The organism is Pseudescherichia sp., from assembly GCF_031979925.1.
GTDB lineage: Bacteria > Pseudomonadota > Gammaproteobacteria > Enterobacterales > Enterobacteriaceae > Pseudescherichia.
Map to the genome: position 1 here is coordinate 127,500 of NZ_DALZFB010000010.1, position 26,036 is coordinate 153,535.

Here is a 26,036-nt window from a genome sequence, read left to right on the forward strand (position 1 = left end):
AAAGGGCCTTTATCGCCCGGTTTACGCCTAATCTTGTATCAATGCCTGACGTTCCATTGGGGAATATTTGGTATGCTCACAATTCATGATGTGATCGATAGCACAGTTATCGAATCAATTGTATGATGAATACGTTTCATCAGAGGCTTGAACCATGTCTAAATCGTTGATCGTTATCTGGCACTATTTTCGCGCCTTTGCGCTAATTTATGCCTGCCTGTATGCCGGGATCGCTATCTCTTCCCTGCTGCCCATCACCATTCCCGGCAGCATTATCGGCATGCTGATCATGTTCTTCCTGCTGGCGCTGCAAATCCTGCCGGCAAAGTGGGTTAACCCCGGCTGCTATGTGTTGATCCGCTATATGGCGCTGCTGTTTGTACCCATCGGCGTTGGCGTGATGCAGTACTACGACGTGCTGCGGGCACAGTTCGGGCCGGTGGTAGTCTCCTGCGCGATCAGCACGCTTGTGGTCTTTCTGGTGGTGAGCTGGAGCTCGCACCTGGTGCACGGCGAGCGCAAGGTGACGGAAGAAAAAGGAGCCAAGTCGTGATGGAAAATATCTGGTGGTCGCTGCCGCTGACGCTGGCGGTCTTCTTTGCGGCCCGCAAGCTGGCGGCGCGTTTTAAGATGCCCCTGCTCAATCCGCTGCTGGTGGCGATGGTGGTACTGATCCCCTTCCTGCTGCTGACCGGCATCCCCTATGAGCGCTATTTCGCCGGGAGCAAAATTCTTAACGATCTGCTCCAGCCCGCCGTGGTGGCGCTGGCCTACCCGCTGTATGAGCAGCTGCATCAGATCCGCGCCCGCTGGAAATCGATTATCTCCATCTGCTTTATCGGCAGCGTGGTCGCAATGGTTACCGGGACCACCGTTGCGCTATTAATGGGTGCCTCGCCGGAGATCGCCGCCTCGATACTGCCAAAATCGGTTACCACGCCGATTGCCATGGCGGTAGGCGGCAGCATCGGCGGCATTCCGGCTATCAGCGCGGTCTGCGTGATCTTTGTAGGTATTCTTGGCGCGGTGTTTGGCCATACCCTGCTGAATCTGATGCGCATTCGAACCAAAGCGGCGCGTGGCCTGGCAATGGGTACCGCTTCCCACGCGCTGGGCACGGCACGCTGCGCAGAGCTGGATTATCAGGAGGGCGCATTCAGTTCGCTGGCGCTCGTACTCTGCGGAATTATCACCTCGCTGATTGCTCCCCTGCTCTTCCCGCTGATCCTCGCACTAGTGGGCTAAAATTTGCGATGTGTCGCGCATTTTTAATTTGAATTTCATAAGTTGCATATACAGTGTGATTTGAATCACATATAAAGAGCCTCGCGCTCTTTACACTGGGCTCCCATTACACTGCTATGAGGCAACGCCATGCATTCACGTTTTCACTCAGCTTTCGCTAGCCTTGCGGAGGATCTGCAATCCGCTTTAGCCACCATTCTTGCGGATGACCATTTTCCCGCCATGCTGAGCGCGGAGCAGGTGAAGGCGCTGGCAAGCGCCACGGAGCTGGATGAAGACGCGCTGGCTTTTGCGCTCCTGCCGCTGGCTGCCGCCTGCGCCCGGGCCGATCTCTCGCATTTTAACGTCGGCGCTATCGCCCGCGGGGTGAGCGGCACGTGGTACTTCGGCGGCAACATGGAGTTTCTCGGCTCCACCATGCAGCAGACCGTCCACGCCGAGCAGAGCGCCATCAGCCATGCCTGGCTGCGGGGCGAAAAATCCCTGGTCGCCATCACCGTTAACTACACCCCCTGTGGCCACTGCCGCCAGTTTATGAATGAGCTGAACAGCGGCCTCGATCTGCGTATTGCTCTCCCAGGCCGCGATCCGCATACTCTGGCGGATTACTTGCCCGACGCCTTTGGTCCCAAAGATCTTGAGATTAATACCCTGCTGATGGATGACGAAAACCACGGCTTCCCGGTAGAGGGGGAGGCGCTGGTCAAAGCGGCCATCACCGCCGCCAATCAGAGCCATGCACCTTACAGCAACGCGCCCTCCGGCGTCGCCATCGAGCTGAGCAACGGGCAGATTTTCGCCGGGCGCTATGCGGAAAATGCGGCTTTCAACCCGTCCCTGCCGCCGTTACAGGGGGCGCTCAATCTGCTGAGCCTGAACGGCTATGACTATCCCGATATGCGCCGTGCCGTTCTGGCCGAGCGTCCGGACGCGCCGCTCACCCAGTGGGACGCAACCTCCGCCACGCTGAGAGCGCTGGGCTGCCGCTACGTTGAGCGTGTAGCACTGCCAGCCTGAGCAGCGGCAATAACACAATGAAATGATTGTGATGAAAATCCCCGCAGTTGAATTGCTGATTCTTGCGCTTCCTCTGCGGGTACAGTAGCCTGAATGAAATTTCATCTCCGCATCGAGCTATCTGCATGTTAAAGCGTTTGTTATACAGCCTGTTAGTCATCATCGGCTTGCTGCTGTTAACCGCGCTTGGTCTCGACCGCTGGATGAGCTGGAAAACCTCGCCGTGGATCTACGACGATTTACAAGATCTGCCCTACCGCCAGGTTGGGGTCGTGCTGGGTACCGCCAAGTATTACCGCACCGGCGTCATTAATCAGTACTATCGCTACCGCATTCAGGGAGCGCTGAACGCTTACAATAGCGGCAAGGTGAACTACCTGCTGCTGAGCGGCGACAATGCTCTGCAGAGCTATAACGAGCCGGTAACCATGCGCAAGGATCTGATTGCCGCCGGGGTCGACCCGCAGGATATTGTGCTCGACTACGCGGGCTTCCGCACCCTGGACTCCATTGTGCGCACGCGTAAGGTCTTCGACGCCAACGACTTTATTATTATCACCCAGCGTTTCCACTGTGAGCGGGCGCTGTTTATCGCCCTGCACCGGGGCATTCAGGCCCAGTGCTACGCTGTGCCCTCGCCGAAAGATATGCTGACCGTACGGGTGCGGGAGTTTGGCGCGCGTCTTGGCGCGCTGGCGGATCTCTATATCTTCAAACGCGAGCCGCGCTTCCTCGGCCCGCTGCTGCCTATCTCGTCGTTGCAGGACGTGCCGGACGATGCCCAGGGCTATCCGGCGGTGACGCCGGAGCAGCTGCTCGATATCCAACCGAAAGTGAAAAAATAGGCCTCAAAAGGCAATGCTTTTTTGCGCCCGGTGGCGCTGCGCTTACCGGGCCTACAGAACCGTAGGCCGGTGCAAGCGTAGCGCCGCCCGGCATCTTCCTCAGAAGGCGATATTATCTGCCCAGGCGGTGGCGCGCTTCATGGTCTCTATCACCGTTTCAGGCGTCAGGCCGAGGCTTTTCGCTACCCTGTTAACCTCCTCCCAGCGCTGCTGTTCATAGAGGCGGGCCAGATCCAGGAATGGATAGAGCACCCCCTCATCCTCGGTCAGGGCCTGCATCACCCGCTCCGACAGCGCGATCTGCTTAACCAGATCCTCAAGTGCGATGCCAAGGATAGCGTCCAGCAGCGAAAACAGACCGCAAAAGAAAGCATCATGGGAGAGCGACTCTCGCCCCGCCGCTTTGGCAAGCAGCTCGCAGAACATGCCCCGCACCAGGCTCATATGGTATAGCTCGGTGGTTTTCACGTTGGCGATGCTGGTCAGGCAGGAGATCGAAACAAAACGGCGCAGCTCGTTAAAGCCAAGATAGAGCAGCGTATCCTTGAGGGTGCTGTTCTTCACCATCTCAATGCCGCGGGTGTTATAGACCACGTTGCGGGCGTAGCGCATCAAGGTGTAGGAGAGGCTAATGTCGCTCTTCAGATAGTTTTCGATTTTTGCCAGGTCAGGATTCTCTGCGTTGACCTCAGCGATAAGCTGTATCTGCAAAACCTTATTCTGCGATAGCCGCCTGTTTTGCAGCACCTCGGGCTTGCTGTAGAAGTAGCCCTGAAAGAGATCGAAGCCAAACTCTCTGTATTGATCGAACTCCTCCTGGGTCTCGACCTTTTCGGCCAGCAGGGTGACTTTGCCCAGGCGATCGCGGTTTTGCGTGATATAGCTCGCTATCTCTTCAAAACGTTGCGCCCGGATATCGAATTTAATAATGCTAATGTAGGGGAAAAAGCGCTCCCACTCGCTTTTGAGAGCAAAGTCGTCAAGGGCAATCTGAAAGCCGCCAGCATAGAGGCGGCGCACGGCGGCCAGCAGAGCCTCATCCGGCGTCGCCGTCTCAAGGATCTCAATCACTACCTTGTCATGGGGCAGCGCATCGGCAAAACCCTGCACAATCATCTCGCCGGGAAAGTTGATATAGCAGGTATGCTTGCCCACCAGCGACGGCAGCGGCGTAGAGAAGAAGAGATCGGAGATAATTTGCCTGGTCGCATACTCAGACGAGACGTTCGGAAACCGGTTGGTCAGGCCGTCACGAAACAGCAGCTCCCAGCCAACGGTCGCCATGTTTTTGTCGAAAATGGGTTGTCTCGCAACAAATGAGTACATACTCCTCTCCATGGCATATGTCAGCGGCAAAATTTAACTATAGCTAAAACCTTCCTGAGATCGAGCGCTCAGGCCGCGCAAGCTCACACTTTAGTGCGCAACGCTTTTAGAAAAAAGGTTGATCACCAGCACCCCGGCACAAATTAGCGCCATCCCGCCAATGGCGGGCAGGTCCAGCTTCTGGCCGCTGAAGATCCATCCTGCGGCACTAATCAGTACGATACCCACTCCGGACCAGATGGCATAGGCTATGCCGGTAGGAATGTACTGTATCGTCTGGGACAGAAACCAGAACGCTACCGCATAGCAGCCCAGCGTTGCCGCCGTCGGCCAGAGTTTGGTAAACCCCTCTGAATAGCGCATCAGCGTGGTGCCAATCACCTCTGCCACAATGGCGATCCCCAGATGAACATAAGCGTGCATAAATCCTCCTCCTTTGAATCAATTTGTAAAATATGCCACCTGCCGTTACATCTCGCTACTTTTAAACCTCCCCCGTAGGGCATCTATACTGTTACTGACACAGGAGGTTATTCATTGTGAGAATTCTACGCTATCTATTCACCAGTCCGGAAAAGCTGCTCCAGGTAACCGATCACCGTGACGTTCAGGAATCTATTGACGACGGAGAGCGGATCATTATTGATGAGGACGGCAGGGCGCGGGTTAACGTACGCAGCCAGGCCGTGAAGGAGGATTTTATCCGCCATGTCGATGCGCTAAAGAGGGCATAACATGGCGACAGCAATATTTATGGTATTAATGGTTTCAGGCTACTGGTACACCAGCCGCGATCTCTCTACCCGTTTTAAACTGCGGCGCTCCTTTGGCTGGGACGTCTACTTTCTGGTGGCCCTTTACGGCTGCATCTTTATGCTACAGGGGATCATTGCTACCGCGCTGGTGTGGCTGCTGCTGCTATTTTCATCAATGGGCATGGATGCGCTGCCGCAGTGGTTTGGTTATGAAGAGCACCGTCTACAGGTGACCTTCATGAACTGGAGCTTCCTCGGCATCCAGGCTCCGGTGGTGATCATGCTGGCATTTGCCACGCTCTTTTGCCTTTACCGCTCCAACTGGGCGGGTAGCGCCCGTCTCGACAGCAACAGTCGTCGTCAGCTGTATAAGTTTCTGACGCGTGGCAACGGCGTCGAGGGGCTGCTATACCAGTGTATGGAGACGGGCCAGCTGGCGTGGATCACGTTGAAGTCGCAGCGGGTCTATATCGGTATGATCCATGGCGCAACGCTTGACGATACCGAAGTCAGAAATATTGAGCTGATCCCGATGCTGAGCGGCCACCGGGACCGTCACTCCCACCAGCTCAATATTGAGAACAACTATAGCGCCTGGTATGCCAAGCATAATATTAACCTCGACACCGAGCCGCAGTCGGCGCTGGATTTTCGCAAGGTCATCCTGCTGGATGAGGTTGAGAGCCTGTCGCTGTTCGATCCGGCGCAGGTCATGGCAATGGGTATTAAAGAAGAGCCGCAGGCGTAACCTCAACAGGAAGGCCCTATGCGTAAAACGTCTCCACCCGATCAGAATCCGCCCCCGGTGCGGGAGAAACATGTCTGGTTAAGCTTCGAAGCCAACATACGCCGTATCGGCTTTTTTGTGCTGCTTTTCATCGTGCTGGCTGCTCTAAGCGGCCTCTTCTCGCGCGGCCACTTTAGCCACGTTGAACGCAGCAGCGCCGACAATACTCTGACCCTGAGCTACGAGCGGTTTAATCGCCAGCAAAGCGATGTGGATATGGAGATTTCAACTACGGCAGCCGCTGGCGACACCCTTATCCTCACCCTCGGCGGTGACTTTATGCAGGCGTTTAAGATCGATACGCTCCAGCCGCAGCCGGATAAAACCTGGAGCCAGGGCAGCAGCCTGGTACTGGAGTACAAACATAGCAACCTGCCAGCCGGCGGAAAAGTATGGTTAGGCCTGCTTCCACAGCAGCCCGGCAGCAGCACCAGCACCATCAACGACGGCCCGGCCCTCTCTTTCTGGCAGTTTACCTATCCTTAGGAGCGCAATATGGAAATGGTTCTCAGAGCGTTGGCCATCTACCTGGTGTTAATGGTGGTGTTTAAAATTGCTGGACGGCGGGCGCTGATGCAGATGACCTCATTCGATCTGATCCTGCTGCTGATTATCAGCGAGGCGACCCAGCAGGCGCTGCTGGGCAATGACTTTTCTGTTACCGGTGCCGCGCTTACCATTATTACGCTGGTGGTAGTGGATATGCTGTTTGGCTATCTGAAGCGGTATCTACCGGGGGTTGAAGCGACCATCGATGGCACGCCGGTGATTCTTGTGGAGAATGGACGACTTCTCGAAGAGAAGATGAAAAAGGCTGACATCTCCTATGACGATATCATGGCTTTTGCCCGTAACGGCCAGGGAATCGACAAGCTAGGGGATATCAAATACGCCATTCTGGAGCAGAACGGCCATATCTCTATCATTCCGGCCACCAAATAAAAAACCGGCCAGCATGGCTGACCGGTTCTCTTTAAGCCTGGGCTACTTTTTCTCAGGCTTTTTGTCACCGGACTCCGGGGACTCGGAAGGATCGTCTTTTTCAACGTTCAGGGAGTAATCAATACGCATAACGCCTCCTTATTTTTTGCCTTCGGCAATGCCGGTGAGCTTCACATCAGTCTGTTTCTCTTCGTTCAGCGTCTCTTCCAGCAGCTTAGCTGCTTCAGTGTAGCCCAATTTCTGAGCCAGGGTACGCAGCGTACCGTAAGAGGCAATCTCGTAGTGCTCGACCTTTTGTGCCGCACCAATCAGCCCTTCGTCGCGCAGTTCGCCTGCGGCAACGGAATCAATGATCTCCTGGGCCTCTTCGACCAGCCCCTCAAGGGCATGGCACTTCATACGGCGGATACGTAGGCCTTCGGTCACCTCAACAATCTGGTCGATTCGTTCAATCTGTCCGCGAGTCTCTTCGAGATGGGTTTCAAAGGCGGAAACCAGCTGTTCTGAGGTCGCTGCACGAGCCATTTTCGGCAGTGCGCGCGCTATCTGTTTCTCGGCGCTGTATATGTCTGACAGTTCATGAATAAATAGATCTTCAAGGGTTTTTACTGCTGGCATAATTAATTCCTCTTTAGGTCGCCGGAATAGATCCTTAATAAGGGATTGTGGCAATCCTGTAAAAAAAATTACAGGATTGCCACCGACAGTCAGTACATATTTATTTAATGGGTGTTACGTTAATTAAATAAAATATGTGGGCTACGGTCAGGAGGAACGACCGCCGCTGTGACTGTTTTGTCCGCCTTTCTTACCTGCTTCAGATGCGCGCTGCGGGTCGTTTTTGAAGTTCCCGCCGCTCTGCTGCCCGCCTTTACGGCCTGCTTCAGATGCACGCTGTTTATCTTCTGCAAAGTTTCCTGAACCGCCACGATGTTGTTGGGCCATAATATACTCCTTCCACATACAGTTTTGGTTAAAAATAGAGGGAAGTTATTCCCCCGTCAGGCATGTTTAACTGTAGTCATAATTCCCCCGCCTTCAAGTCAAAAATCCATGGAAATATCGCCAGCGAAGCATACCAGGAGCATTCCGAGAGGGATAATTTTTCCTTATAATGATAAATCAAGCAGATAGCAGAATATATATATCAGCGAAGCGGCAAATATATTCGCACGGCTAAATATTGCAAAATATGTCTGTCCATAATAAAAAAGCCCGCCAATGAGGCGGGCCTTGATAAGCAGGCGAAAAATATAAGGTTATTTTTTGCGCGCGTACTTCAGCGAGTCCAGCGCCACAGCGAAGATAATGATCCCGCCCTTGATGATGTACTGCCAGTACGGGTTAACGCCGATATAGGTCAGACCGTAGTTGATAACGGTAAAGATGATCACCCCGGTCACGACCCCGAGCACCGTACCGACGCCACCGCTGAAGGAGACCCCGCCCACCACGCAGGCGGCGATGGCGTCCAGCTCGTACATAAAGCCAAGGTTGTTGGTCGCCGAGCCGATACGGCCCGCTTCCAGCATCCCGCCGAAGGCATAGAAGACGCCGGACAGGGCATAGATCATCAGCAGGTTCAGCGCCACGTTAACGCCAGAGACCTTAGCCGCTTCCGGGTTGCCACCGATAGCGAAGATATTTTTACCGAAGCGCGTCTTGTTCCACAGGATCCAGACAAAGGCCACGGCAATCAGCGCATAGAAGGTGATGTAGGAGAGGCGGAAGCTGCCCAGCGCGACAAACCCTTGCGTAAAGGTCGAGAAGCCGCTGTCGAAGCCGGAGATCGGCGATGCGCCTACGAAGTCATAGTAGAGGGAGTTGATACCGTAGACGATGATCATCGTACCTAACGTGGTGATAAACGGCGTCACGTTCAGATAGGCAATGATAATCCCGTTCACCAGACCAATAATCGCGCCAATCACGCAGACGATAGCGATCACCGCGATAATCGGCATGGTAGCCATCTCAGGGAACACCTTGTTGGCGTTCTCCATCGACTGAAGCAGCGTTGCCGCGACAACCGCCGCGAGGCCAACCTGGCGTCCGGCGGAGAGGTCAGTCCCCTGGGTGACGATCAGCCCCGCCACGCCCAGTGCAATGATAATACGCACCGAGGACTGGGTCAGAATGTTACTGAGGTTTAGCAGGCTCAGGAACGTTGGATCCTGGAAGATAATAATGGCCAGCAACACTAAAAGAACGACGTAGAGACCGCCCTCTTTCAGGTAAGTGAGAAAACTCTTTTTATTTAGCGCACTCATGAGAAGCCCCTGATCTTAAAGGTGCAAAGACGCAAGACGTAAAATTTCGTTTTGCGTTGTCGTTTTAGTGTCAACAATTCCGGCAACGAGGCCATTGCTCATAACCAAAATACGGTCGGTAATACCCAGCAGCTCCGGCATTTCAGAGGAGATGATAATGATCCCCTTATCCTTCTTCGCCAGTTCAGCTATCAGCTGGTAGATCTCAAATTTTGCCCCCACGTCGATACCGCGCGTCGGCTCATCCAGCATCAGGATCTCTGGCTGGGTCAATAGCCAGCGGCCAATGATGACCTTCTGCTGGTTGCCGCCGGAGAGGGAACCAATCTGCGTGCGGTGGCCCGGCGTTTTGACGCGCATAGAGTCGATCACCCACTGGGTGTCGCTCTTCATGCGGCTGTTATCCAGCAGGCCAACTTTGTTTTTGTAGTTCTGGATGTTGGAGATAAGGGAGTTAAAACCGATATCCAGATAGGCATAGATACCCGTTGAGCGACGCTCTTCGGTCACCAGCGCAAAACCATTGTTAATCGCTTCGTGGGCGGTATGGTTATTGATGGTTTTCCCGTGCAGGGTAATAGTACCGCCCGATTTTTCGCGGATGCCAAACAGCGTCTCCACGATATCGGTACGCTTGGCCCCTACCAGCCCGGCAATGCCGAGAATTTCACCTTTGTGCAGGTCAAAAGAGATGTCGCGAATAGAGGGCTGACGCAGGGAGGTCAGGTTGCGCACCTCCATGATCACTTCACCCGGCTTGTTCTGTTTGTCGGGGAAACGCTGGTTCAGCGAGCGACCCACCATCATGGCGATGATTTTGTCCATATCCAGCCCTTCCAGCGGCTGGGTGGCAATCCACTGGCCGTCGCGCAGGATAGTGATCTCGTCGCAAAGCTGGAAGATCTCCTCCATCTTGTGCGAGATATAGACGATGCCGCAGCCGCGCTCTTTCAGCTTGCGGATAATTTTAAACAGATGATTGACCTCTTTTTCGGTCAGCGAGGAGGTCGGCTCATCCATAATGACGATTTTTGCATCGTAGGAGAACGCCTTCGCAATTTCGATCATCTGCATTTGCGAAACGGAGAGGGTTCCCACGCGAGCGCGCGGATCGATATCGATATCCAGCTCGTCGAAAATCGCTTTCGTATCGCGGTACATTTTATCCTGATCGACAAACACGCCTTTGGTGGGATAGCGTCCCAGCCACATGTTGTCCATCACCGACCGCTGCAGCACCAGGTTTAGCTCCTGATGCACCATAGATATCCCGTTTTCCAACGCCTCTTTGGTCGAATGAAAATCGATCTCTTTGCCCTGGAATAGTATGCTGCCGGAATCTTTTTGATAGATCCCAAAAAGGCATTTTAATAACGTTGATTTCCCTGCGCCGTTTTCACCCATCAGGGCGTGAATGGAGTGCGGACGCACTTTTAAATTAACGTTATCGAGTGCCTTAACGCCGGGAAATGACTTGTTGATGCCGCTCATTTCCAACAAGAATTCACCTGACGACTGAGTAGTATCGCTGACCATAATTATACCTTGTTGGCCTCGCACATCGCGTTATAAAAGGGCGCATCAAGATGCGCCCAGTGAAAGCAGAACAATGAATTATTTATTGCTGAACTCAGAGAGGTTCTCTTTATCCACGCCTACGTATGGGATACGGACGATTTTCTCTTCCAGCTTCCAATTGGTGCCGTCAGCTGCGCCTTTGCCGTCAGCGAGGTTTTTCGCCAGATCAAAGGTGGCTTTCGCCTGGTTGTTGGCATCGTTCAGAACGGTACCGGCCAGCGCACCGGATTTCACCAGCGCCAGCGCTTCTGGCAGGGCGTCAACGCCGAATACCGGAATAGAAGATTTGTTGTGTGCCTTCAGGGCTTCTACCGCACCCATCGCCATGGCATCGTTGTTCGCGATAACCACTTCGATTTTGTTGGCGTTCGGGCCAGAGAGCCATGCATCCATCTTATCTTTCGCCATCGCGGTATCCCACATGGCGGTATCAAGCTGCAGCTGCTGAGTTTTCACACCCTTGTCGTTCAGCTCTTTGATAACGTAGGTAGTACGCGCTTCAGCATCCGGGTGGCCCGGCTCGCCTTTCAGCAGTACGAACTGGATCTGACCATCTTTGTTCAGATCCCAGGTCGGGTTCGCCGCCCAGTGTTTAGCAATCAGGTCGCCCTGAATAATGCCGGACTCTTTTGAGTCGGTACCGACATAGTAGGCTTTGTCATAGCTATCCAGCGCCTTGCGGGATGGCTCTTTGTTGAAGAAGACGATTGGCACGTTCTGGCCACGCGCTTTCTCGATAACCGTACCTGCGGCTGCCGGGTCAACCAGGTTAATAGCCAGTGCTTTAACGCCCTTCGCCAGCAGAACGTCGATCTGGTCATTCTGTTTTGACTGGTCGTTCTGCGAGTCGTTCATCAGCAGCTGAACGTCCGGCGTCTCTTTAGCATCTTTCTCAATTGCTTTACGCACAACCGACATAAAGTTGTCGTCATATTTATAAATGGTCACGCCAATGCGGGTATCTGCCGCATGTGCTGCCGCGCCAAAAAGCATGCTTGCCATTACGGCAGACAGAGTTAAAACCTTCTTATTCATGGTATCTCCGGTTTATGCAGGGTAGTTCTTGTGAATAAAGATCGGCGGGCAGCAGAATAATGAAACGTTACTGTCGCCGAAGGTCACTCTAAAAATTGGGTCTTCCGTGTACGGTAACGCTCCAGAAAAGCTTTATTGATTGTCCCTTGCGAAGCATCATGCCTGACCGAACGGCCTGTATTACATAATGTTTCAGGCTCTGGAACGCTGACATCATAGTCAGCGCATTGTTAAGATACTGTGAATTTACTCACAGATTGAAAACGGTTACATGCAGCTATGTTATAAGTTAGTGATCGGAGCCACAGTTTGCCGCAACGCCACTGAATGGCGACGCACCAGGGTCGGCATAAAGCAGTGGGTGGCAGACAGATCCTGCGTCCCCGCCGCTCCCTGTAACGCCAGCTCAGTAGCCAGCCGGGCCATGGATGCGATGGGATAACGCACCGTTGTCAGCTGCGGATCGGTATAGCGAGCAATAGGGATATCATCGAAACCAATGAGAGAGAGATGCTGCGGTACGGCGATGCCGTTATCCTTCAGCGCCGTCAGCGCCCCGGCGGCCATGCTGTCGTTATAGGCGAAGACCGCGGTGAGGTGCAGATTGCGGCCAAGCAGCTCAACCATCGCCGCCTCCCCGCCCTGCATATCCGGCGCGCCTACCCCTACCCAGCCTTCGGGTGCGTTGATTCCCTGTTCGGCCAGCGCCTGGCGCCAGCCCTGCTGACGCAGATCGTTGTCTTCGATACGGTGGCTGGAGCCAAGGTATCCCACGCGCTGATGCCCCTGAGCAAGCAGCATCCGGGTGGCCATCACCGCCCCGCTGACGTTATCCAACGCAACGCAGCGGTGAGCATAGCCGGGAACCACACGGTTGATCAGCACCATGCCGGGGAACTGTTCCATAAAGCCGGCCAGCTCCTCATCGCTTAAGGCTTTAGAGTGAACAATCAGGGCGTTACAGCGCTGACGGATGAGGATCTCGATAGCGTGACGCTCTTTTTCCGCTTCATGATAGCTGTTACCGATCAGGAGGTACTTCTGGTGCTGCTGGGCCACGGTGTCTACTGCTTTGACCAACGCACCAAAGAAGGCGTCGGAGACGTCCATCACTACCACGCCAATAGTATCGCTGACCTGGGTCGCCAGCGCCTGGGCGTTGGCATTGGGCCGATAGCCCAGCTGCGCCACCGCCTTCATCACCGCTTCACGGGTGTCGGGGCTGACCATCGCACTGTTGTTAAGCACGCGGGAGACCGTAGCGACGGAGACGCCCGCACGACGGGCCACGTCACGAATGGTAATCATGCCCGGCCTCCTGATTGAGATTGCAGCAGCTCACAGTTTCCCCCCTGGGTTTAGCAAGAGCGCTATTCTGGCAGGGGGAGCGGAGCCGCTACGTGAGGAAGGTCACAGCACTGAAAACGGTTACATCCGTTTTGTTAATGATTGTGATCCAGATCGTTATCTGGATGTATGAGAGAGTGAAACGCCTGCGGCACGGGCGGTCAGCTTGCGCCATAGCCACTCCACCGGCCCCTGGCGGAAAGCACGCAGCCAGAGCACGGAGAAGAGAATATTCACCGCCCAAATAGGTGGAATAAACGCCAGCAGCTGTAAGCGGTTAAAGTGCATAAACAGGCCGAAGCGATAGAAGATCGTAGTGCAGATTAGGGTCTGGAGCAGATAGTTGCTCAGGGCCATCCGCCCTACGCAGGCTACCGCCAGCACGATACGCCAGCGGCAGATCTGCGGCCAGAAGCCATAGGCCAGCGCCGCATAGCCGATGGTTTGCAGCGGTGCCCCCAGCTCGCGCGGAGCCTGCAACAAAAAGGCGCACCAGCGGTACGACCAGCCCAGCTGCCACTGGGCAACAATGGCCGGCAGGTTGATCGCCACGCCGGCAAGGATCAACAGCAACCCGGTTTTACGGTAGTGCCGTAGGCTAAACTGCCCTTTCAACCAGCCGCTGCGCATCAGCGCCGCACCCATCAGCATCATGCCCGCCAGCTGCCAGCCGTACTGCGCCCCCAGCGCAATCAGACTGTTAGAGAGCATATCCGCCCGGTTGCTGATGGCTTCATAACCACCGTTGGTCTTCCACCAGTACTCATACTGAAGATTTGCCGTATCGGGTATCCATGAGCGGCTGGTCTGGTTGCCGGAGATAAAGCCCAGCAGCAGCAGCACCCCTATCCCAACGAGATAGAGCATGATACCGGTGTTAAACAGGCTCTTTATTCCCGGCGCGTCGCGCACCAGCCGCCAGCTGATTAACCCGATCAGCCCGTAGGCCAGCAGGATATCACCATCCCAGAACAGCAGGCCGTGAATAAAGCCCATCAGCACCAGCAGGGTAAGCCGGGACTGGATCCAGCGTTTGCCTTTGGCGAGCAGCAGCTGTAGCCCCGCGCCAAACAGCAGCGCAAACAACGTGAGGAATTTAACCTGGGCAAAGAGATCGAGCGTGGCCCAGGTCCAGGCATCGCGCAGGGTAATGTCGCCATACCATGCCGGATTAAGATAGGCCGCCTTCGGTAGACCGAAGGCGTTGATATTAAGCAGCAGAATACCGAGGATGGCGACGCCGCGAATGAAATCCAGCGTAACGTTTCGTTCCATGGCGTCGCCTCTGCGCGTAATTGACGAGATCAGTTATGGTGACGCACGGCGCGCAGAAACTCCTGGCGCGTATTCTGGCTGGATTTGAACAGTCCACCCAGCGAGGTGGTGGTGGTTGCACTGGTGGCATCACGAATACCGCGCGCTTTCACGCAGTAGTGTACCGCATCGATAGAGACAGCCACGTTGTTAGTGCCGAGCAGCGTTTGCAGCGCGATGAGGATCTGCTGCGTCAGGCGCTCCTGCACCTGCGGACGCTGGGCGAAGAACTGCACGATACGGTTGATCTTCGAGAGCCCAATCACCGCATCTTTCGGGATATAGGCTACCGTCGCCTTGCCGTCGATAGTGACGAAGTGGTGCTCGCAGGTGCTGGTCAGCGTGATATCACGCACCGTCACCATCTCATCCACCTTCATTTTATTCTCAATGACGGTGATCTTCGGAAAGTTTGCGTAGTCGAGGCCAGAAAAGATCTCGTCAACGTACATTTTAGCGATACGGTGCGGCGTTTCCATCAAACTGTCATCACTCAGATCGAGATTTAACAGTTGCATGATCTCTGTCATGTGTCCGGCAATAAGACTTTTACGGGTTTCTTTGTCCAGATCGACTGGCGGACGCAGCGGGGTTTCCAGCCCGTGCGCGACCAGCGCCTCATGGACAAGGGCCGCTTCTTTACTGAGTGATGGCATTAATTATTCTCCAGCAGGTGTGGCTCTCCTTTGCCGCTAAGGGGGCAAAGTGCGCGATCATTGTGCGTGAGGACGCGGGCAGAATCTAGTATTGCGTCATGATAATTATTGAAATTGCTATAACCTTTCATTTTGACGCCGCCAGACCAGCGCTCCGGCAACAAAAAGCCCTGCGCCTGCCAGACCCAGTGCAGGCTCCAGCCGGTGGGTTAGCCAGGTCGATAGCGCCGATGTCATCGGCCCAATCAGCTGACCTACGGCATAGCCAGTGGTCAGCAGTCCGGCCATATAGCGCGCATGTCCTGCCGCCAGCTCGCGACCATAGAGCAGCGACAGCTGCACGGCACAGAGAAAGCCGCCCCCCACCAGCAGCGCGCCGCAGACCAGCCCCGCCATGCCAGGCAGCAGCCAGGCGGCAATCACCCCTACCCCCTGTAGCCAGAGCACCACGGCAAGGCGCTGGTGGCTCTCGCCTTTATTACGCAGCGCCACGCTGATGGCGATACCCACTACGGCGGCCAGGCCAAACACCGGCCAGACAAACTGGGCAAACAGGCTACCGGGAAAGCGCAGCGCCGCCATCTGCGACAGAAAGGTGGCAGGCAGAATGTAGCCAAATCCGGCCAGGCTGTAGCTCCACACCAGCCGTTTAATATTTCCGCTCAGGTGCAGCGGCTGGGGCTGCTCGCCGCTGCGGTGCAATGCGCCAGACCGGGGGAGATCGCGCGAAATCAGCATAATAAGCACCAGCGCCAGCACGCCATACACCAGCCAGCCCGCCGCTGCCGACAGCCCCTGCGCCTGGATCGCCACCGCCAGCAGACCGCTGAGGGCAATGCCCGCGCCAGGGCCGGCAAACACCGTTGCGTTAAGGCCCGGCCTGCCGGTATGCGCCAGCCGGTCGCCGATCCACGCGGCGGTCAATACCATTGCCCAGCCGCTCATTACGCCGATGAGCAGCCGCAGCGCGCCGTGCAGCAGCGGGTTAAACGCCAGCGCCGAGAGAAAGGTCAGCAGTACCGCACCAAAGATACCAGCGTAGAGCCTCAGCTCAACGTGTTGGCGGGCGCGCATGGCGTCCCACGCGCCGATGAGGTAGCCAAGGTAGTTCATCGCCGCGACGAGTCCCGTGCTGGTCAGGCTAAGCTGACCGTCGCGGATCATCAGCGGCACCTGAGGCGTAAAAGCAAAGCGCCCTATCCCCATCGCCACAATCAGCATCACAAACCCGGCCAGCGCAATACGTACCGCCATAACCGCCTCAAATGTTAATAAAAAGTTGCGTTTATGATGCTTGATATTGCTTTTAGGCGGAAGTGAAAGTTTCTCCCACTTACGAATTATCTGTATGATTAATCAAACAGACGAAAGTATGACGATCCGAGGAGACAGGCATGGAAATGCTCGAACAACATCGCTGCTATGAGGGCTGGCAACAGCGCTGGCAGCACCACTCCGCCGTACTGAACTGTACGATGACCTTCAGCGTATTTGTTCCGCCGTCGGCGAACGATGCCCCGCTGCCGGTGCTCTACTGGCTCTCCGGCCTGACCTGTAACGATGAGAACTTCACTACCAAGGCCGGGGCGCAGCGCGTGGCCGCCGAGCTGGGGATCGTGCTGGTGATGCCAGACACCAGCCCGCGCGGTGATGATGTGGCCGATGACGCCGGTTACGATCTGGGTAAAGGTGCAGGCTTCTACCTCAACGCCACCCAGCAGCCGTGGGCTGCCCACTATCGGATGTACGACTACCTGCGCGACGAGCTGCCGACCCTTATTAAAGAACGCTTTAACGTGAGCGATCGCTGCGCCATCAGCGGCCACTCCATGGGCGGTCACGGCGCACTGATCATGGCGCTAAAAAATCCAGGCAAATTTACCAGCGTATCGGCCTTCGCGCCGATCGTTAACCCGGCGCAGGTTCCGTGGGGCGAGAAGGCCTTTAGCGCTTACCTGGGTGATAACCGCAACGACTGGCAGGCATGGGACAGTTGCGCACTGATGCAGGCCAGCCAGCCGGGAGAGGCTATTCCAACCCTGATCGATCAGGGCGACGGGGATCAGTTTCTGGCCGAACAGCTGCAGCCTGCCCGCCTTGCTGAAGCCGCTCGTCAGACCGACTGGCCCCTGACCCTGCGCGTGCAGCCGGGCTATGACCACAGCTATTTCTTTATCGCCAGCTTTATAGAAGATCACCTGCGTTTTCACGCCCAATATTTGCACGCCAATTAAGTGCCATACTAATATACCCCCCCACGAATGGGGGGTAGTTAAATACACGTTAACATGACCGACAGTGTTGCTAAATATTTCCCCTGGAGAGAACAAAATATATTCGTGATCTGACCAGCAAAAACCTAAAACAGTATTCCAGAATTAATCCTCCCTACTACATCCCTCTCTCTTTATCTATTTCTCTTTAGCTTCAGGCGTGACGCTTGCCAGCTGCAGATTCATTGACAAATCAAATGAATGGTTGAAATACATTGATTAACTTTATGAATCGTGACGATCTTTATTTTTTGAAGTTAAATAATTGTAACGCGATACAATGCCCGCACCTTTCTCGGGCATATGCCTACAGAAAATGCACATCTTATCTTTGTTGTTCAGTGCTAACTTACCTATGATGCAGTATTCACACTGTCGGAGGGAGTAATGAACCTTTTTATCTCTAATAAGCTTAAGTACTTTATAGCGGTAATGGAGGAAGGCAGCGTAAGTAAGGCCTGCCAGCGGATGCACATATCAAGAACGCCTATGAGCAAGGCGATATCCGATATTGAGCAGGCGCTGGGGATCCCACTGTTTATCAGAACCAAGGAGGGTATGACGCCCAGTAAATTTGGCACCATTCTTTATAATAAGATTGTGCCCTACTATAACGATTTGGTTAAAATTGAACACTGCATCCATACTGATGATGGCTTGCCCGTCACGCGTATAATGTGCAGTAGAAATATTCCACGATCAATTATTAGCCACCTAAGCGTTGCGCTCGACACATACAATATTAATAATGAGTTTACCCTGGCCGATGAGATCACGCAGGACGATCTCTCCTCGGAGCTACATTTTTATAATATTGTTATTACTGATAAAAAATTCCCCAGCCAGTACGCCAGCGCTGAATCGGTATCCTTTGATATCTATATCAACTCTACGCCTGCGGCCTGTGAGAAGATGGTCCGCGGGGGAGAAGTTGACGTTTATCATGATTTTGATACGGAGAGCAGCGTCACCAATCTCTTCGCACACGATAGAATAAAGTTCAGGAGTTTCAAAAAAGTCTCTGAAAGCGATCTGATTGATATGATGTATAAGGTTAACAACCATAACGCCGTTATCATTTCCACGGATCCGCTGTTAAGCCTGCTTAACGTTAATGGTAGCACCGTATTAAAGCGTAGCGTCATCAACAAGACATTATGGTTCTATTCGCAGTGGAAAGAAAAAAATAATAAAGAGACAGCGCAGGTAATGTCTACGGTATTTGCCGATTTAAAAAAATCAGGCTGTACCACTAATGAGCTACATCGTTAATTTACTTTTTTTTCTGGCAAACCATCCATTGGCTACATTTTGCGGCCTAAGTGCTTTTATTGTCTCATGCTGGTCAGGATACGTCGAAAAAGCATCACCAGGGAATATAATAATAAGCAGTTTGGTCTGCGTCGTCAGCGCGCTGGCCTTTTTAGATGTGTTTATTCGCGGCAGCCACTACCACCTTTTTTTCCCTTTAATAGGGATTGTTACCGGTTTTATGGGTCCCTTTAAAATCAGAGCCATTATTACCGGTTTGTTGAAGTATTATTTCTCTTCTGACAATAAGAAATAAGTTGTAGTTTTTAGGGGGGCTGGCACCCCCCATCTTTTTATGCGCTATTAAAAGCGGTAGTCAACGGCCATGAAATAGCGACGACCATCTTCGTTATAACTATAGTCATCGCGGCTCAGATCCTTATCCGTGAGGTTGAGTACCCCTGCCCGCAGCTTGACGTTTTTCGTCGCCTGCCATGCGCCGCCCGCATTCCAGATCACGTAGCCGCCCGGCGTTTTGCCCGTATTGCTCACGTCACGCTTCTCACCGGTATAGTTACCGGAGACGTAGAAGGACCAATCCTGCCTTGCCTGCCAGTCCAGCGTACCGTTAGCAGTATGGAACGGCAGCTCCTGCAGCGGTTTATCGCCGCCGTCGCTGAGATCGCGACCGTCGTTGTAGGTGTAGTTCAGCGTCAGCTTCCAGGCATCGTCAAACGGCACCTTCAGCTCGGTCTCTACGCCGCGAATACGTGCCTTATTAACGTTGAAGTAGCGGAACGTCGGCACGCGTTGACCGTTGGCGTTGGTGTAGAAGCCAACAAAATTCGAGTAGGATGGTGCGACAGCCGCATCAGCGGTACGGTTGATGCTGATCATGTCGTCAACGTCGTTCTGGAAGGTGGTAATGCTGCCCTCCACGCCCTCAAGCCAGCCCTCTTCCCCACTGTAGTAGAGACCCAGCTCAAAGCTTTCGCTGGTCTCCGGCTTCAGCTCCGGGCTACCGACAATCCGACAGCTGCCGCGGCAGGAGTTGGTGGCCCAGTCCGGGCTGAGCTGTAACAGAGAGGGTGCTTTAAACGCCGTGGCCCAGCCGCCTTTTACGGTCACGGTATCGGTGGCGTTATAAACGAGGTAGGCGCGCGGGCTATAGTGATCCCCGTAGGTTTCGTGATCGTCCATACGAATGCCGGTGGTCAGCGCCAGCGGCTCGAAAATACGCCACTCGTCTTCAATAAACAGCGCGTACTGGCTGGCGGAGGTGTTGCTGCTGCTCCCCCCGGTCAGGTTAACGGGATCCTTGAGCTTGTCGTGACGCCACTCGCCGCCGACGGTCACGAACTGGTTAATCATCTCCAGCGGCAGGACATATTTGCCATCCACTGTATTGTTTTCTGAGGTAATGCCTTTGCTGCCCGGATCTTTATTATCTACCTTCTCGCCATAGAACTTCAGCTCGCTGGTGCCGACGTCCCAGCGGCCATTGTGGCTCAGAGAGTAGTTTTCACGCTCCAGCCGGTTACGATCGAGGGAGTCGGAATCCCGATCCTGGCGATCAAAGCCATATCCGGCGGTAAAGTCGTGGTTTTCGGACGGCGTCCAGGCAAACTCTACGTTCGCGTCGCGGCTGGTGAAGCCTTCGATGCGCGGCGTCTCACCGGTCGCGGTGGTGTCTGACGGCTCCTGCTTATCCTTCTCACGCTTCGCCACGCTGCCGAAGGCCTTCATGCCGAGCACGCCATCCACCAGCGGGCCGCTGGTATAGAACTGGCCATTGTACGTATCGCCGCGATCGCGTTTCTCCTGGATGGTGGTATCCGCCGAGAGCGTACCGGTCCACTGCTGACCCACCTTCTTAGTGATAATGTTGACCACGCCGCCCAGCGCGTCGGAGCCGTAGAGTGAGGACATCGGGCCGCGTACCACTTCAATACGCTCGATGGCATCCACCGGGATCCAGTTCAGGTCAAAATCGTTGTGGCGGAAGACCGCATTGCGCGAGTTGACACGCTTGCCGTCGATCAGGATCAGCGTGTAGCTGCTGCTCAGGCCGCGAATGCTGACGCCTTTACGGTTGTCGCCCTCGTTAGTGAGCTGTACGCCCGGTACGTCCTGGAGCACATCCTTCAGATTGTTGACCGGCCGGCGCTGCAGATCCTGCTGCGTCACAACGCTAATACTGGCCGGGGCATCCTTCAGATTTTGCTCCGTGGCGGCGGCAGTCACGACCAGGGTGTCAGACTCGCTGTCAACTGCGAAAGCTGGCAGCGCCAGCGCCATTGCGGACGCGCAAAGCCCTCCCCGCACGATGGGATTCAACCTAAACATTCCATTTCTCCATGAGATAACTACAACAAATCTAAGAAGTTTTGCTCACAAGGTCTTATCTACTCCCCGCTACGTTGGCGAAGACAGCGTAACGATAAAGCAAATAATAATGATTATCAATTTAATTGTTAAAAGTTATGTCAAGGAGAGGGTTTATGGAGAAATTATGGGCAAAAAAAAGCCCTTTAAAAATGAAAGGGCTTGATAGTGAAAGGATTTATTTGTTAAATCTTTTCGGGAAATCCATGTCCTTGTAGCTAACGAATTTCGTTCCGCGAGTCAGCTTGTAGCCGAACCAGATGATCAGGAACAGCGGAATACCGATATAGGTCGCTGCGACCCCGCCCCAGTCAATGGTGTCTTCGAGGAAGGCCTGATAGTTCTGACCCAGAGTGATGATCAGGCAGAGTATAAAGGCAAAGATCGGCCCCAGCGGGAAGAAGCCCGAGCGGTACGGCAGATCGCTCAGGTTATGACCCTGCATAACGTAGCCACGACGGAAACGGTAGTGGCTAATAGCAATTCCCAGCCAGGCGATAAACCCGGTCATGCCCGAGGTATTGAGCAGCCACAGGTAAACCGTCTGGTTGCCAAACATTGAGGTCAGGAAGCAGAGTCCGGCAATCACCGTGGTGGCATACAGGGCGTTACGCGGTACGCCGCCCTTAGAGAGACGGGCAAAGATACGCGGCGCTTTACCGTCGCAGGCCAGGGTGTAGAGCATGCGCGTGGAGGCGTACATGCCGGAGTTACCCGCCGAGAGCACCGCCGTCAGGATCACCGCATTCATTACTGCCGCCGCAGAGAGCAGGCCCGCGTGTTCGAACACCAGGGTAAACGGGCTGACGCTGATGTCTTTCACATCGTTACGCAGCAGGCTCGGATCGGTATACGGAATGATCAGGCTGATGATCAGGATAGCGAATACATAGAACAGCAGGATACGCCAGAACACCTGACGTACCGCACGCGGGATGTTCTTCTCGGGATCTTCCGACTCACCCGCCGCGATACCAATTAGCTCGGTACCCTGGAAGGAGAAGCCGACAATCATCGCCACGCCGATCATGGCGGCAAAGCCACCGGCAAACGGCGCGTCGCCAATGCCCCAGTTGCTCCAGCCAGCCGGTTTTGCGCCGTGGAAGATGCCGAGGATCATCATCACACCGACGATGATAAAGATAATAACGGTGGCGACCTTGATTAACGAGAACCAGTACTCCGCCTCGCCAAAGCCTTTCACTGAGATCCAGTTCAGTAAAACAATGGCGGCCAGGAACAGCGCGCTCCAGATCCAGCCCGGCGTCTCCGGGAACCACCAGCTCATCACCAGCTGCGCAGCCACCAGGTCAACGGCGATGGTTACCGCCCAGTTGTACCAGTAGTTCCAGCCGAGCGCGAAGCCAAAGCCCTCTTCGACATACTTCTGTCCATAGGTCGCGAACGAGCCGGACACCGGCATATAGGCCGCCAGCTCACCGAGGCTGGTCATCAGGAAGTAAACCATCAGTCCAATCAATATATAAGAGAGCAGCGCGCCGCCAGGACCCGCCTGGGAAATGGTCGCGCCGCTGGCAACAAAGAGGCCTGTACCAATAGATCCACCAATGGCGATCATTGTCAGGTGACGCGCCTTGAGTTCACGGCGAAGCGTGGGCGCTTGTGTGGTTTTAGTATCGGAAACCATAAGAAAATGCTATCCATCAAAAAAATAAGGCGGGATTGTAGCAGACGTTACCCTATCCTTCTGGCTCAAATATGCGGTTATAAGAGACCTTCATGATTGGTAGCGGATTATAAGTAAAGCACAGAAGCTCTTATATTTCACAGTAGCGCAGAAAGCGTTTCAGGGCGTTAGAGAGATGCTTCTGCCGGTGATGAATGCGCCACAGGGTACGCACCAGCCGTGGCAGCGGAATAGCGATCTCCTTGAGCGTACCGGTCTCCAGCTGCTCGGCAATCACCCGCCGCGACAGACAGCTGATACCCAGCCCGTGGCGCACCGCATGCTTAATGGCCTCCGAGTTGCCCAGCTCCATGCCGAGATGAAACTGCGGCAGGTGGGAGAGCAGCAGGTAATCAACCAGTTCCCGGGTACCGGATCCGCGCTCGCGCAGGATCCACGGCGCGCTGGCGAGACGATCCAGCGTCACCTCCCCCTGCAATAGCGGCGAGGCCGGAGAGGCAAATACCACCAGCTCATCTTCCAGCCAGGGTTCGGATATGATCTCAGCGGTATGGCACGGCCCCTCAATAAGACCAATGTCGACGCGGAAATCCGCTACCGCGTTAATCACGTCCTGGCTATTGCCCACGCTCATCTCCAGCGGCAGCGCCGGAAAGTCGCGCCGATAGCGGGCAATAATTTCCGGCAGGATATAGTTACCAACCGTACTGCTGGCATAGACGCGGATCGCGCCGTTGTCTTCACGGAACAGCTGCTCTATTTCCGTAGCCTGCTCCAGCAGCGCCAGCGCGCGAGGATAGAGAAGCCGGCCATGCTCGTTAACCACCAGCCGCTTGCCAACCCGGTCGAATAGCTGCACGCCAAGCTGTCCTTCAAGATCGGTCAGGGCTGCGCTGACCGCCGACTGGGAGAGAGCCAGCATCTGGGAAGCCTGGGTTGTCGAGCCGCTTTTCAGCACTTCAGCAAAAACTGACAGCTGGCGCAGGGTGATATGCATGGTCACGATCCTGTTAGGCAAGCGCGGTTGCTTACCACTTATATAGATTAATTATAAATATATAATCAATTTTATTTTTAAACCAGCCCAACGTAACCTTTTATCCCAACAGAGGAGAAGGTTATGACTGAACTGACATTAAAATATCATCGTAGCGTGGGGCAGCTTGTTCCAGGCCTGGCGCTAAGCGCGGCCGTGGCTGGCGTAGCGCTGTGGAGCGGCACGATCCCTGCCGTATCCGGTGCCGGTTTTAGCGCCCTTTCGCTGGCTATTTTAATCGGGATGGTGCTCGGTAACACCCTTTATCCGCAGATTGGGCGGCCCTGCGAGAGCGGGATTGTGTTTGCCAAACAGCACCTGCTGCGGCTGGGGATCATTCTGTACGGCTTTCGCCTGACGTTCTCACAGATTGCTGACGTCGGCGTCAGCGGTATCATAATCGACGTGCTGACGCTCTCCAGTACCTTTTTACTGGCGTGTTTTCTGGGCCAGAAAGTCTTCGGCCTCGACAAACAGACCAGCTGGCTGATCGGGGCTGGCAGCAGCATCTGCGGCGCGGCGGCGGTGCTGGCCACCGAGCCGGTGCTGAAAGCCGAATCCAGCAAGGTCACGGTAGCCATCGCCACGGTGATGATTTTCGGCACGCTGGCTATTTTCATCTACCCTGCCCTCTATTCTTTGCTTGCGCACTGGTTTACTCCAGAGAGCTACGGCATCTATATAGGATCGACCATGCACGAGGTGGCGCAGGTGGTTGCCGCAGGCCACGCCGTTAGCCCGGAGACGGAGAGCGCAGCGGTGATCGCTAAAATGCTGCGGGTGATGATGCTGGCCCCGTTCCTGATCCTGCTGGCTGCCCGCGTAAAGCAGCTGGCCCCCGCTGACGCGGGTCAACGCAGCAAAATCACCATTCCGTGGTTTGCGCTCCTGTTTATTGCGGTGGCGGTGTTTAACTCCTTCGGCCTGCTGTCGAAAGCTGCGGTCAGTATGCTGGTGACGCTGGATACCCTGCTGCTGGCGATGGCAATGGCGGCGCTGGGCGTGACCACCCACATTAGCGCAATTCGCAAAGCGGGGGCGCTGCCGCTGCTGATGGCGCTGACGCTCTTTATCTGGCTGATCGTCGGCGGTGGCGTCATCAACCTGGTGGTTCATTACGTCATGGCATAAATCAATACATTCTGCTGCCGCGAACCCGCTATCATACGCCTTTGCTTTTACCTGCGGGTTTTACAGGAGTTGTAGATGAAATTTATTGGCGCGCACGTTAGCGCGGCGGGCGGCGTGGCTAATGCCGCCGTACGTGCGGCAGAGATCGGGGCCACTGCCTTTGCCCTGTTTACCAAAAACCAGCGCCAGTGGCGGGCTGCCGCGCTCACTCGCGCCACCATCGCCGAGTTTAAGGCCGCCTGTGAAAAGCACCGCTTTGGTCCAGGCCAGATCCTGCCCCACGACAGCTATCTGATTAACCTGGGGCACCCGGTAACCGAGGCGCTGGAGAAGTCCCGGGAGGCCTTTATTGATGAGATGCAGCGCTGCGAGCAGCTCGGTCTGACCCTGCTGAACTTTCACCCCGGTAGCCACCTGATGCAGATCCCGGAAGATGAGTGCCTGGCGCGCATCGCCGAGTCGATCAACATTGCGCTGGATAAAACCGAGGGCGTCACGGCGGTGATTGAAAACACTGCGGGCCAGGGCAGCAACCTCGGCTTTAAGTTTGAGCACCTGGCGGCGATTATTGACGGCGTGGAGGATAAATCCCGCGTTGGCGTCTGCATCGATACCTGCCACGCCTTTGCGGCGGGGTACGATCTGCGCGGCAGCGAGGCCTGTGAAAAGACCTTTGCCGAGTTTGAGCGGATCGTCGGCTTCCAGTATTTACGGGGAATGCACCTCAACGATGCCAAAAGCGCCTTTGCCAGCCGCGTTGACCGCCACCACAGCCTGGGCGAAGGCAATATTGGCCACGAGGCCTTTAGCTGGATCATGCAGGACACCCGCTTCGACGGTATTCCGCTGATCCTCGAGACCATTAACTCAGATATCTGGGATGAAGAGATTGCGTGGCTGAAGGCGCAGCAGGTGCAGGCAGCCACGGTTTAAGACAGGAACGCCGGGCGGCGGCTAACGCCTTGCCCGGCCTACAAACTGCACGATCATGTAGGCCCGGTAAGCGTAGCGCCACCGGGCGCAAAAAAAGGGCAGCCCGTGGGCTGTAATGTTTGTCAGTTAAGCTGTGGGAAAAGGGAAATATGTGACTCTGGTATATGTGTTCCGTTCACCTCATGCAGGGCAGAACATATAACGAGTGTCACACGTGAACGGGATAAGGGGGCCACCGCGGCCCCCTTATCGATCCCCGCGG

At 54.9% G+C, this 26,036-nt stretch carries 27 protein-coding genes; 13 read left to right on the forward strand and 14 right to left on the reverse strand.

The features are described from left to right. Positions 1-154: 154 nt before the first annotated feature. The 4 genes from RTM13_RS16345 (at position 155) to sanA (ending at position 3,107) form a co-directional block, all read left to right on the forward strand. Positions 155-553: a CidA/LrgA family protein gene (locus tag RTM13_RS16345; RefSeq protein WP_312213288.1), complete on the forward strand. Its 399-nt coding sequence runs from the start codon at positions 155-157 to the stop codon at positions 551-553. Further along, positions 550-1,245 (forward strand): CidB/LrgB family autolysis modulator, encoded by a 696-nt coding sequence (locus tag RTM13_RS16350; RefSeq protein ID WP_312213290.1) that lies wholly within the window; start codon positions 550-552, stop codon positions 1,243-1,245. Before RTM13_RS16345 ends, RTM13_RS16350 begins: the two co-directional genes overlap by 4 nt. Positions 1,246-1,374: 129 nt before the next feature. Continuing rightward, on the forward strand, positions 1,375-2,262 hold the full coding sequence (gene cdd, locus RTM13_RS16355) for a cytidine deaminase (protein ID WP_312213292.1): 888 nt from the start codon (positions 1,375-1,377) through the stop codon (positions 2,260-2,262). 125 nt (positions 2,263-2,387) lie between these two features. Then, positions 2,388-3,107 (forward strand): outer membrane permeability protein SanA, encoded by a 720-nt coding sequence (gene sanA, locus RTM13_RS16360; protein WP_312213294.1) that lies wholly within the window; start codon positions 2,388-2,390, stop codon positions 3,105-3,107. Positions 3,108-3,206: 99 nt separating this feature from the next. On the opposite strand, the gene RTM13_RS16365 is transcribed toward sanA, so the two are convergent. Both RTM13_RS16365 and RTM13_RS16370 read right to left on the reverse strand, forming a co-directional pair. Beyond that, positions 3,207-4,433, reverse strand: coding sequence for an EAL domain-containing protein (locus RTM13_RS16365; RefSeq protein ID WP_312213296.1), 1,227 nt, complete (start codon positions 4,431-4,433; stop codon positions 3,207-3,209). A gap of 90 nt (positions 4,434-4,523) precedes the next feature. Further along, positions 4,524-4,856, reverse strand: coding sequence for an EmrE family multidrug efflux SMR transporter (locus RTM13_RS16370; RefSeq protein ID WP_103819082.1), 333 nt, complete (start codon positions 4,854-4,856; stop codon positions 4,524-4,526). 113 nt (positions 4,857-4,969) lie between these two features. Between RTM13_RS16370 and RTM13_RS16375 the strand changes: the two genes are divergently transcribed. Genes RTM13_RS16375 through RTM13_RS16390 form a run of 4 tightly spaced genes read left to right on the forward strand, consistent with a single transcriptional unit; the run spans position 4,970 to position 6,917 of the window. Next, entirely contained in the window at positions 4,970-5,167 is a 198-nt protein-coding gene (locus RTM13_RS16375) for a hypothetical protein (RefSeq protein ID WP_042389943.1), read from the forward strand. A 1-nt stretch (position 5,168) separates the two neighbouring features. After that, a complete protein-coding gene (locus tag RTM13_RS16380; protein ID WP_312213299.1) occupies positions 5,169-5,936 on the forward strand; it encodes a hypothetical protein in 768 nt (255 codons plus the stop codon). 18 nt (positions 5,937-5,954) lie between these two features. Further along, positions 5,955-6,461 (forward strand): hypothetical protein, encoded by a 507-nt coding sequence (locus RTM13_RS16385; protein WP_312213301.1) that lies wholly within the window; start codon positions 5,955-5,957, stop codon positions 6,459-6,461. Positions 6,462-6,470: 9 nt separating this feature from the next. Further along, positions 6,471-6,917, forward strand: coding sequence for a YetF domain-containing protein (locus RTM13_RS16390; protein WP_312213303.1), 447 nt, complete (start codon positions 6,471-6,473; stop codon positions 6,915-6,917). 138 nt (positions 6,918-7,055) lie between these two features. On the opposite strand, the gene RTM13_RS16400 is transcribed toward RTM13_RS16390, so the two are convergent. The 9 genes from RTM13_RS16400 to RTM13_RS16440 form a co-directional block, all read right to left on the reverse strand. Then, positions 7,056-7,535: a ferritin-like domain-containing protein gene (locus tag RTM13_RS16400; protein ID WP_312213305.1), complete on the reverse strand. Its 480-nt coding sequence runs from the start codon at positions 7,533-7,535 to the stop codon at positions 7,056-7,058. A gap of 147 nt (positions 7,536-7,682) precedes the next feature. Continuing rightward, the gene (locus RTM13_RS16405; RefSeq protein ID WP_042389732.1) at positions 7,683-7,862 is read right to left on the reverse strand and encodes a general stress protein; all 180 of its coding nucleotides are present in this window, start codon (positions 7,860-7,862) and stop codon (positions 7,683-7,685) included. Between the two features lie 314 nt (positions 7,863-8,176). Continuing rightward, the gene (gene mglC / locus RTM13_RS16410; RefSeq protein WP_312213307.1) at positions 8,177-9,187 is read right to left on the reverse strand and encodes a galactose/methyl galactoside ABC transporter permease MglC; all 1,011 of its coding nucleotides are present in this window, start codon (positions 9,185-9,187) and stop codon (positions 8,177-8,179) included. A gap of 15 nt (positions 9,188-9,202) precedes the next feature. After that, positions 9,203-10,723, reverse strand: coding sequence for a galactose/methyl galactoside ABC transporter ATP-binding protein MglA (mglA, locus tag RTM13_RS16415; protein WP_312213309.1), 1,521 nt, complete (start codon positions 10,721-10,723; stop codon positions 9,203-9,205). A gap of 78 nt (positions 10,724-10,801) precedes the next feature. Next, a complete protein-coding gene (gene mglB, locus RTM13_RS16420) occupies positions 10,802-11,800 on the reverse strand; it encodes a galactose/glucose ABC transporter substrate-binding protein MglB (RefSeq protein ID WP_312213311.1) in 999 nt (332 codons plus the stop codon). Positions 11,801-12,082: 282 nt separating this feature from the next. Beyond that, positions 12,083-13,123 carry an HTH-type transcriptional regulator GalS gene (gene galS, locus RTM13_RS16425; protein ID WP_312213347.1) on the reverse strand — a complete coding sequence of 347 codons (1,041 nt, stop codon included), beginning with the start codon at positions 13,121-13,123 and terminating at the stop codon, positions 12,083-12,085. A gap of 141 nt (positions 13,124-13,264) precedes the next feature. Next, positions 13,265-14,422, reverse strand: a complete 1,158-nt coding sequence (gene yeiB, locus RTM13_RS16430; protein WP_312213313.1) for a DUF418 domain-containing protein YeiB — start codon at positions 14,420-14,422, stop codon at positions 13,265-13,267. Between the two features lie 29 nt (positions 14,423-14,451). After that, complete coding sequence (gene folE / locus RTM13_RS16435) at positions 14,452-15,117, reverse strand: GTP cyclohydrolase I FolE (protein ID WP_312213315.1); 666 nt, start codon at positions 15,115-15,117, stop codon at positions 14,452-14,454. 117 nt (positions 15,118-15,234) lie between these two features. After that, positions 15,235-16,371 (reverse strand): YbfB/YjiJ family MFS transporter, encoded by a 1,137-nt coding sequence (locus tag RTM13_RS16440; protein WP_312213317.1) that lies wholly within the window; start codon positions 16,369-16,371, stop codon positions 15,235-15,237. Between the two features lie 140 nt (positions 16,372-16,511). On the opposite strand from RTM13_RS16440, the gene fghA reads away from it, so the two are divergent. From fghA to RTM13_RS16455, 3 genes are all read left to right on the forward strand, one after another. Continuing rightward, a complete protein-coding gene (gene fghA, locus RTM13_RS16445; protein ID WP_312213319.1) occupies positions 16,512-17,351 on the forward strand; it encodes an S-formylglutathione hydrolase in 840 nt (279 codons plus the stop codon). A gap of 426 nt (positions 17,352-17,777) precedes the next feature. Further along, entirely contained in the window at positions 17,778-18,662 is an 885-nt protein-coding gene (locus RTM13_RS16450) for a LysR family transcriptional regulator (RefSeq protein ID WP_312213321.1), read from the forward strand. Beyond that, on the forward strand, positions 18,646-18,957 hold the full coding sequence (locus RTM13_RS16455) for a hypothetical protein (RefSeq protein ID WP_312213323.1): 312 nt from the start codon (positions 18,646-18,648) through the stop codon (positions 18,955-18,957). Before RTM13_RS16450 ends, RTM13_RS16455 begins: the two co-directional genes overlap by 17 nt. Before the next feature lie 47 nt (positions 18,958-19,004). On the opposite strand, the gene cirA is transcribed toward RTM13_RS16455, so the two are convergent. The 3 genes from cirA to yieE all read right to left on the reverse strand — a co-directional run bounded on the left by cirA (position 19,005) and on the right by yieE (position 23,671). Further along, positions 19,005-20,987: a catecholate siderophore receptor CirA gene (cirA, locus tag RTM13_RS16460; protein WP_312213325.1), complete on the reverse strand. Its 1,983-nt coding sequence runs from the start codon at positions 20,985-20,987 to the stop codon at positions 19,005-19,007. Positions 20,988-21,204: 217 nt separating this feature from the next. Beyond that, positions 21,205-22,674 (reverse strand): amino acid permease, encoded by a 1,470-nt coding sequence (locus tag RTM13_RS16465; RefSeq protein ID WP_312213327.1) that lies wholly within the window; start codon positions 22,672-22,674, stop codon positions 21,205-21,207. Positions 22,675-22,804: 130 nt separating this feature from the next. After that, the gene (gene yieE / locus RTM13_RS16470; RefSeq protein ID WP_312213329.1) at positions 22,805-23,671 is read right to left on the reverse strand and encodes a DNA-binding transcriptional regulator YeiE; all 867 of its coding nucleotides are present in this window, start codon (positions 23,669-23,671) and stop codon (positions 22,805-22,807) included. Between the two features lie 123 nt (positions 23,672-23,794). On the opposite strand from yieE, the gene RTM13_RS16475 reads away from it, so the two are divergent. Then, complete coding sequence (locus tag RTM13_RS16475) at positions 23,795-24,841, forward strand: YeiH family putative sulfate export transporter (protein WP_312213331.1); 1,047 nt, start codon at positions 23,795-23,797, stop codon at positions 24,839-24,841. 75 nt (positions 24,842-24,916) lie between these two features. Next, positions 24,917-25,774, forward strand: coding sequence for a deoxyribonuclease IV (gene nfo / locus RTM13_RS16480; protein ID WP_312213333.1), 858 nt, complete (start codon positions 24,917-24,919; stop codon positions 25,772-25,774). Positions 25,775-26,036 lie beyond the last annotated feature (262 nt).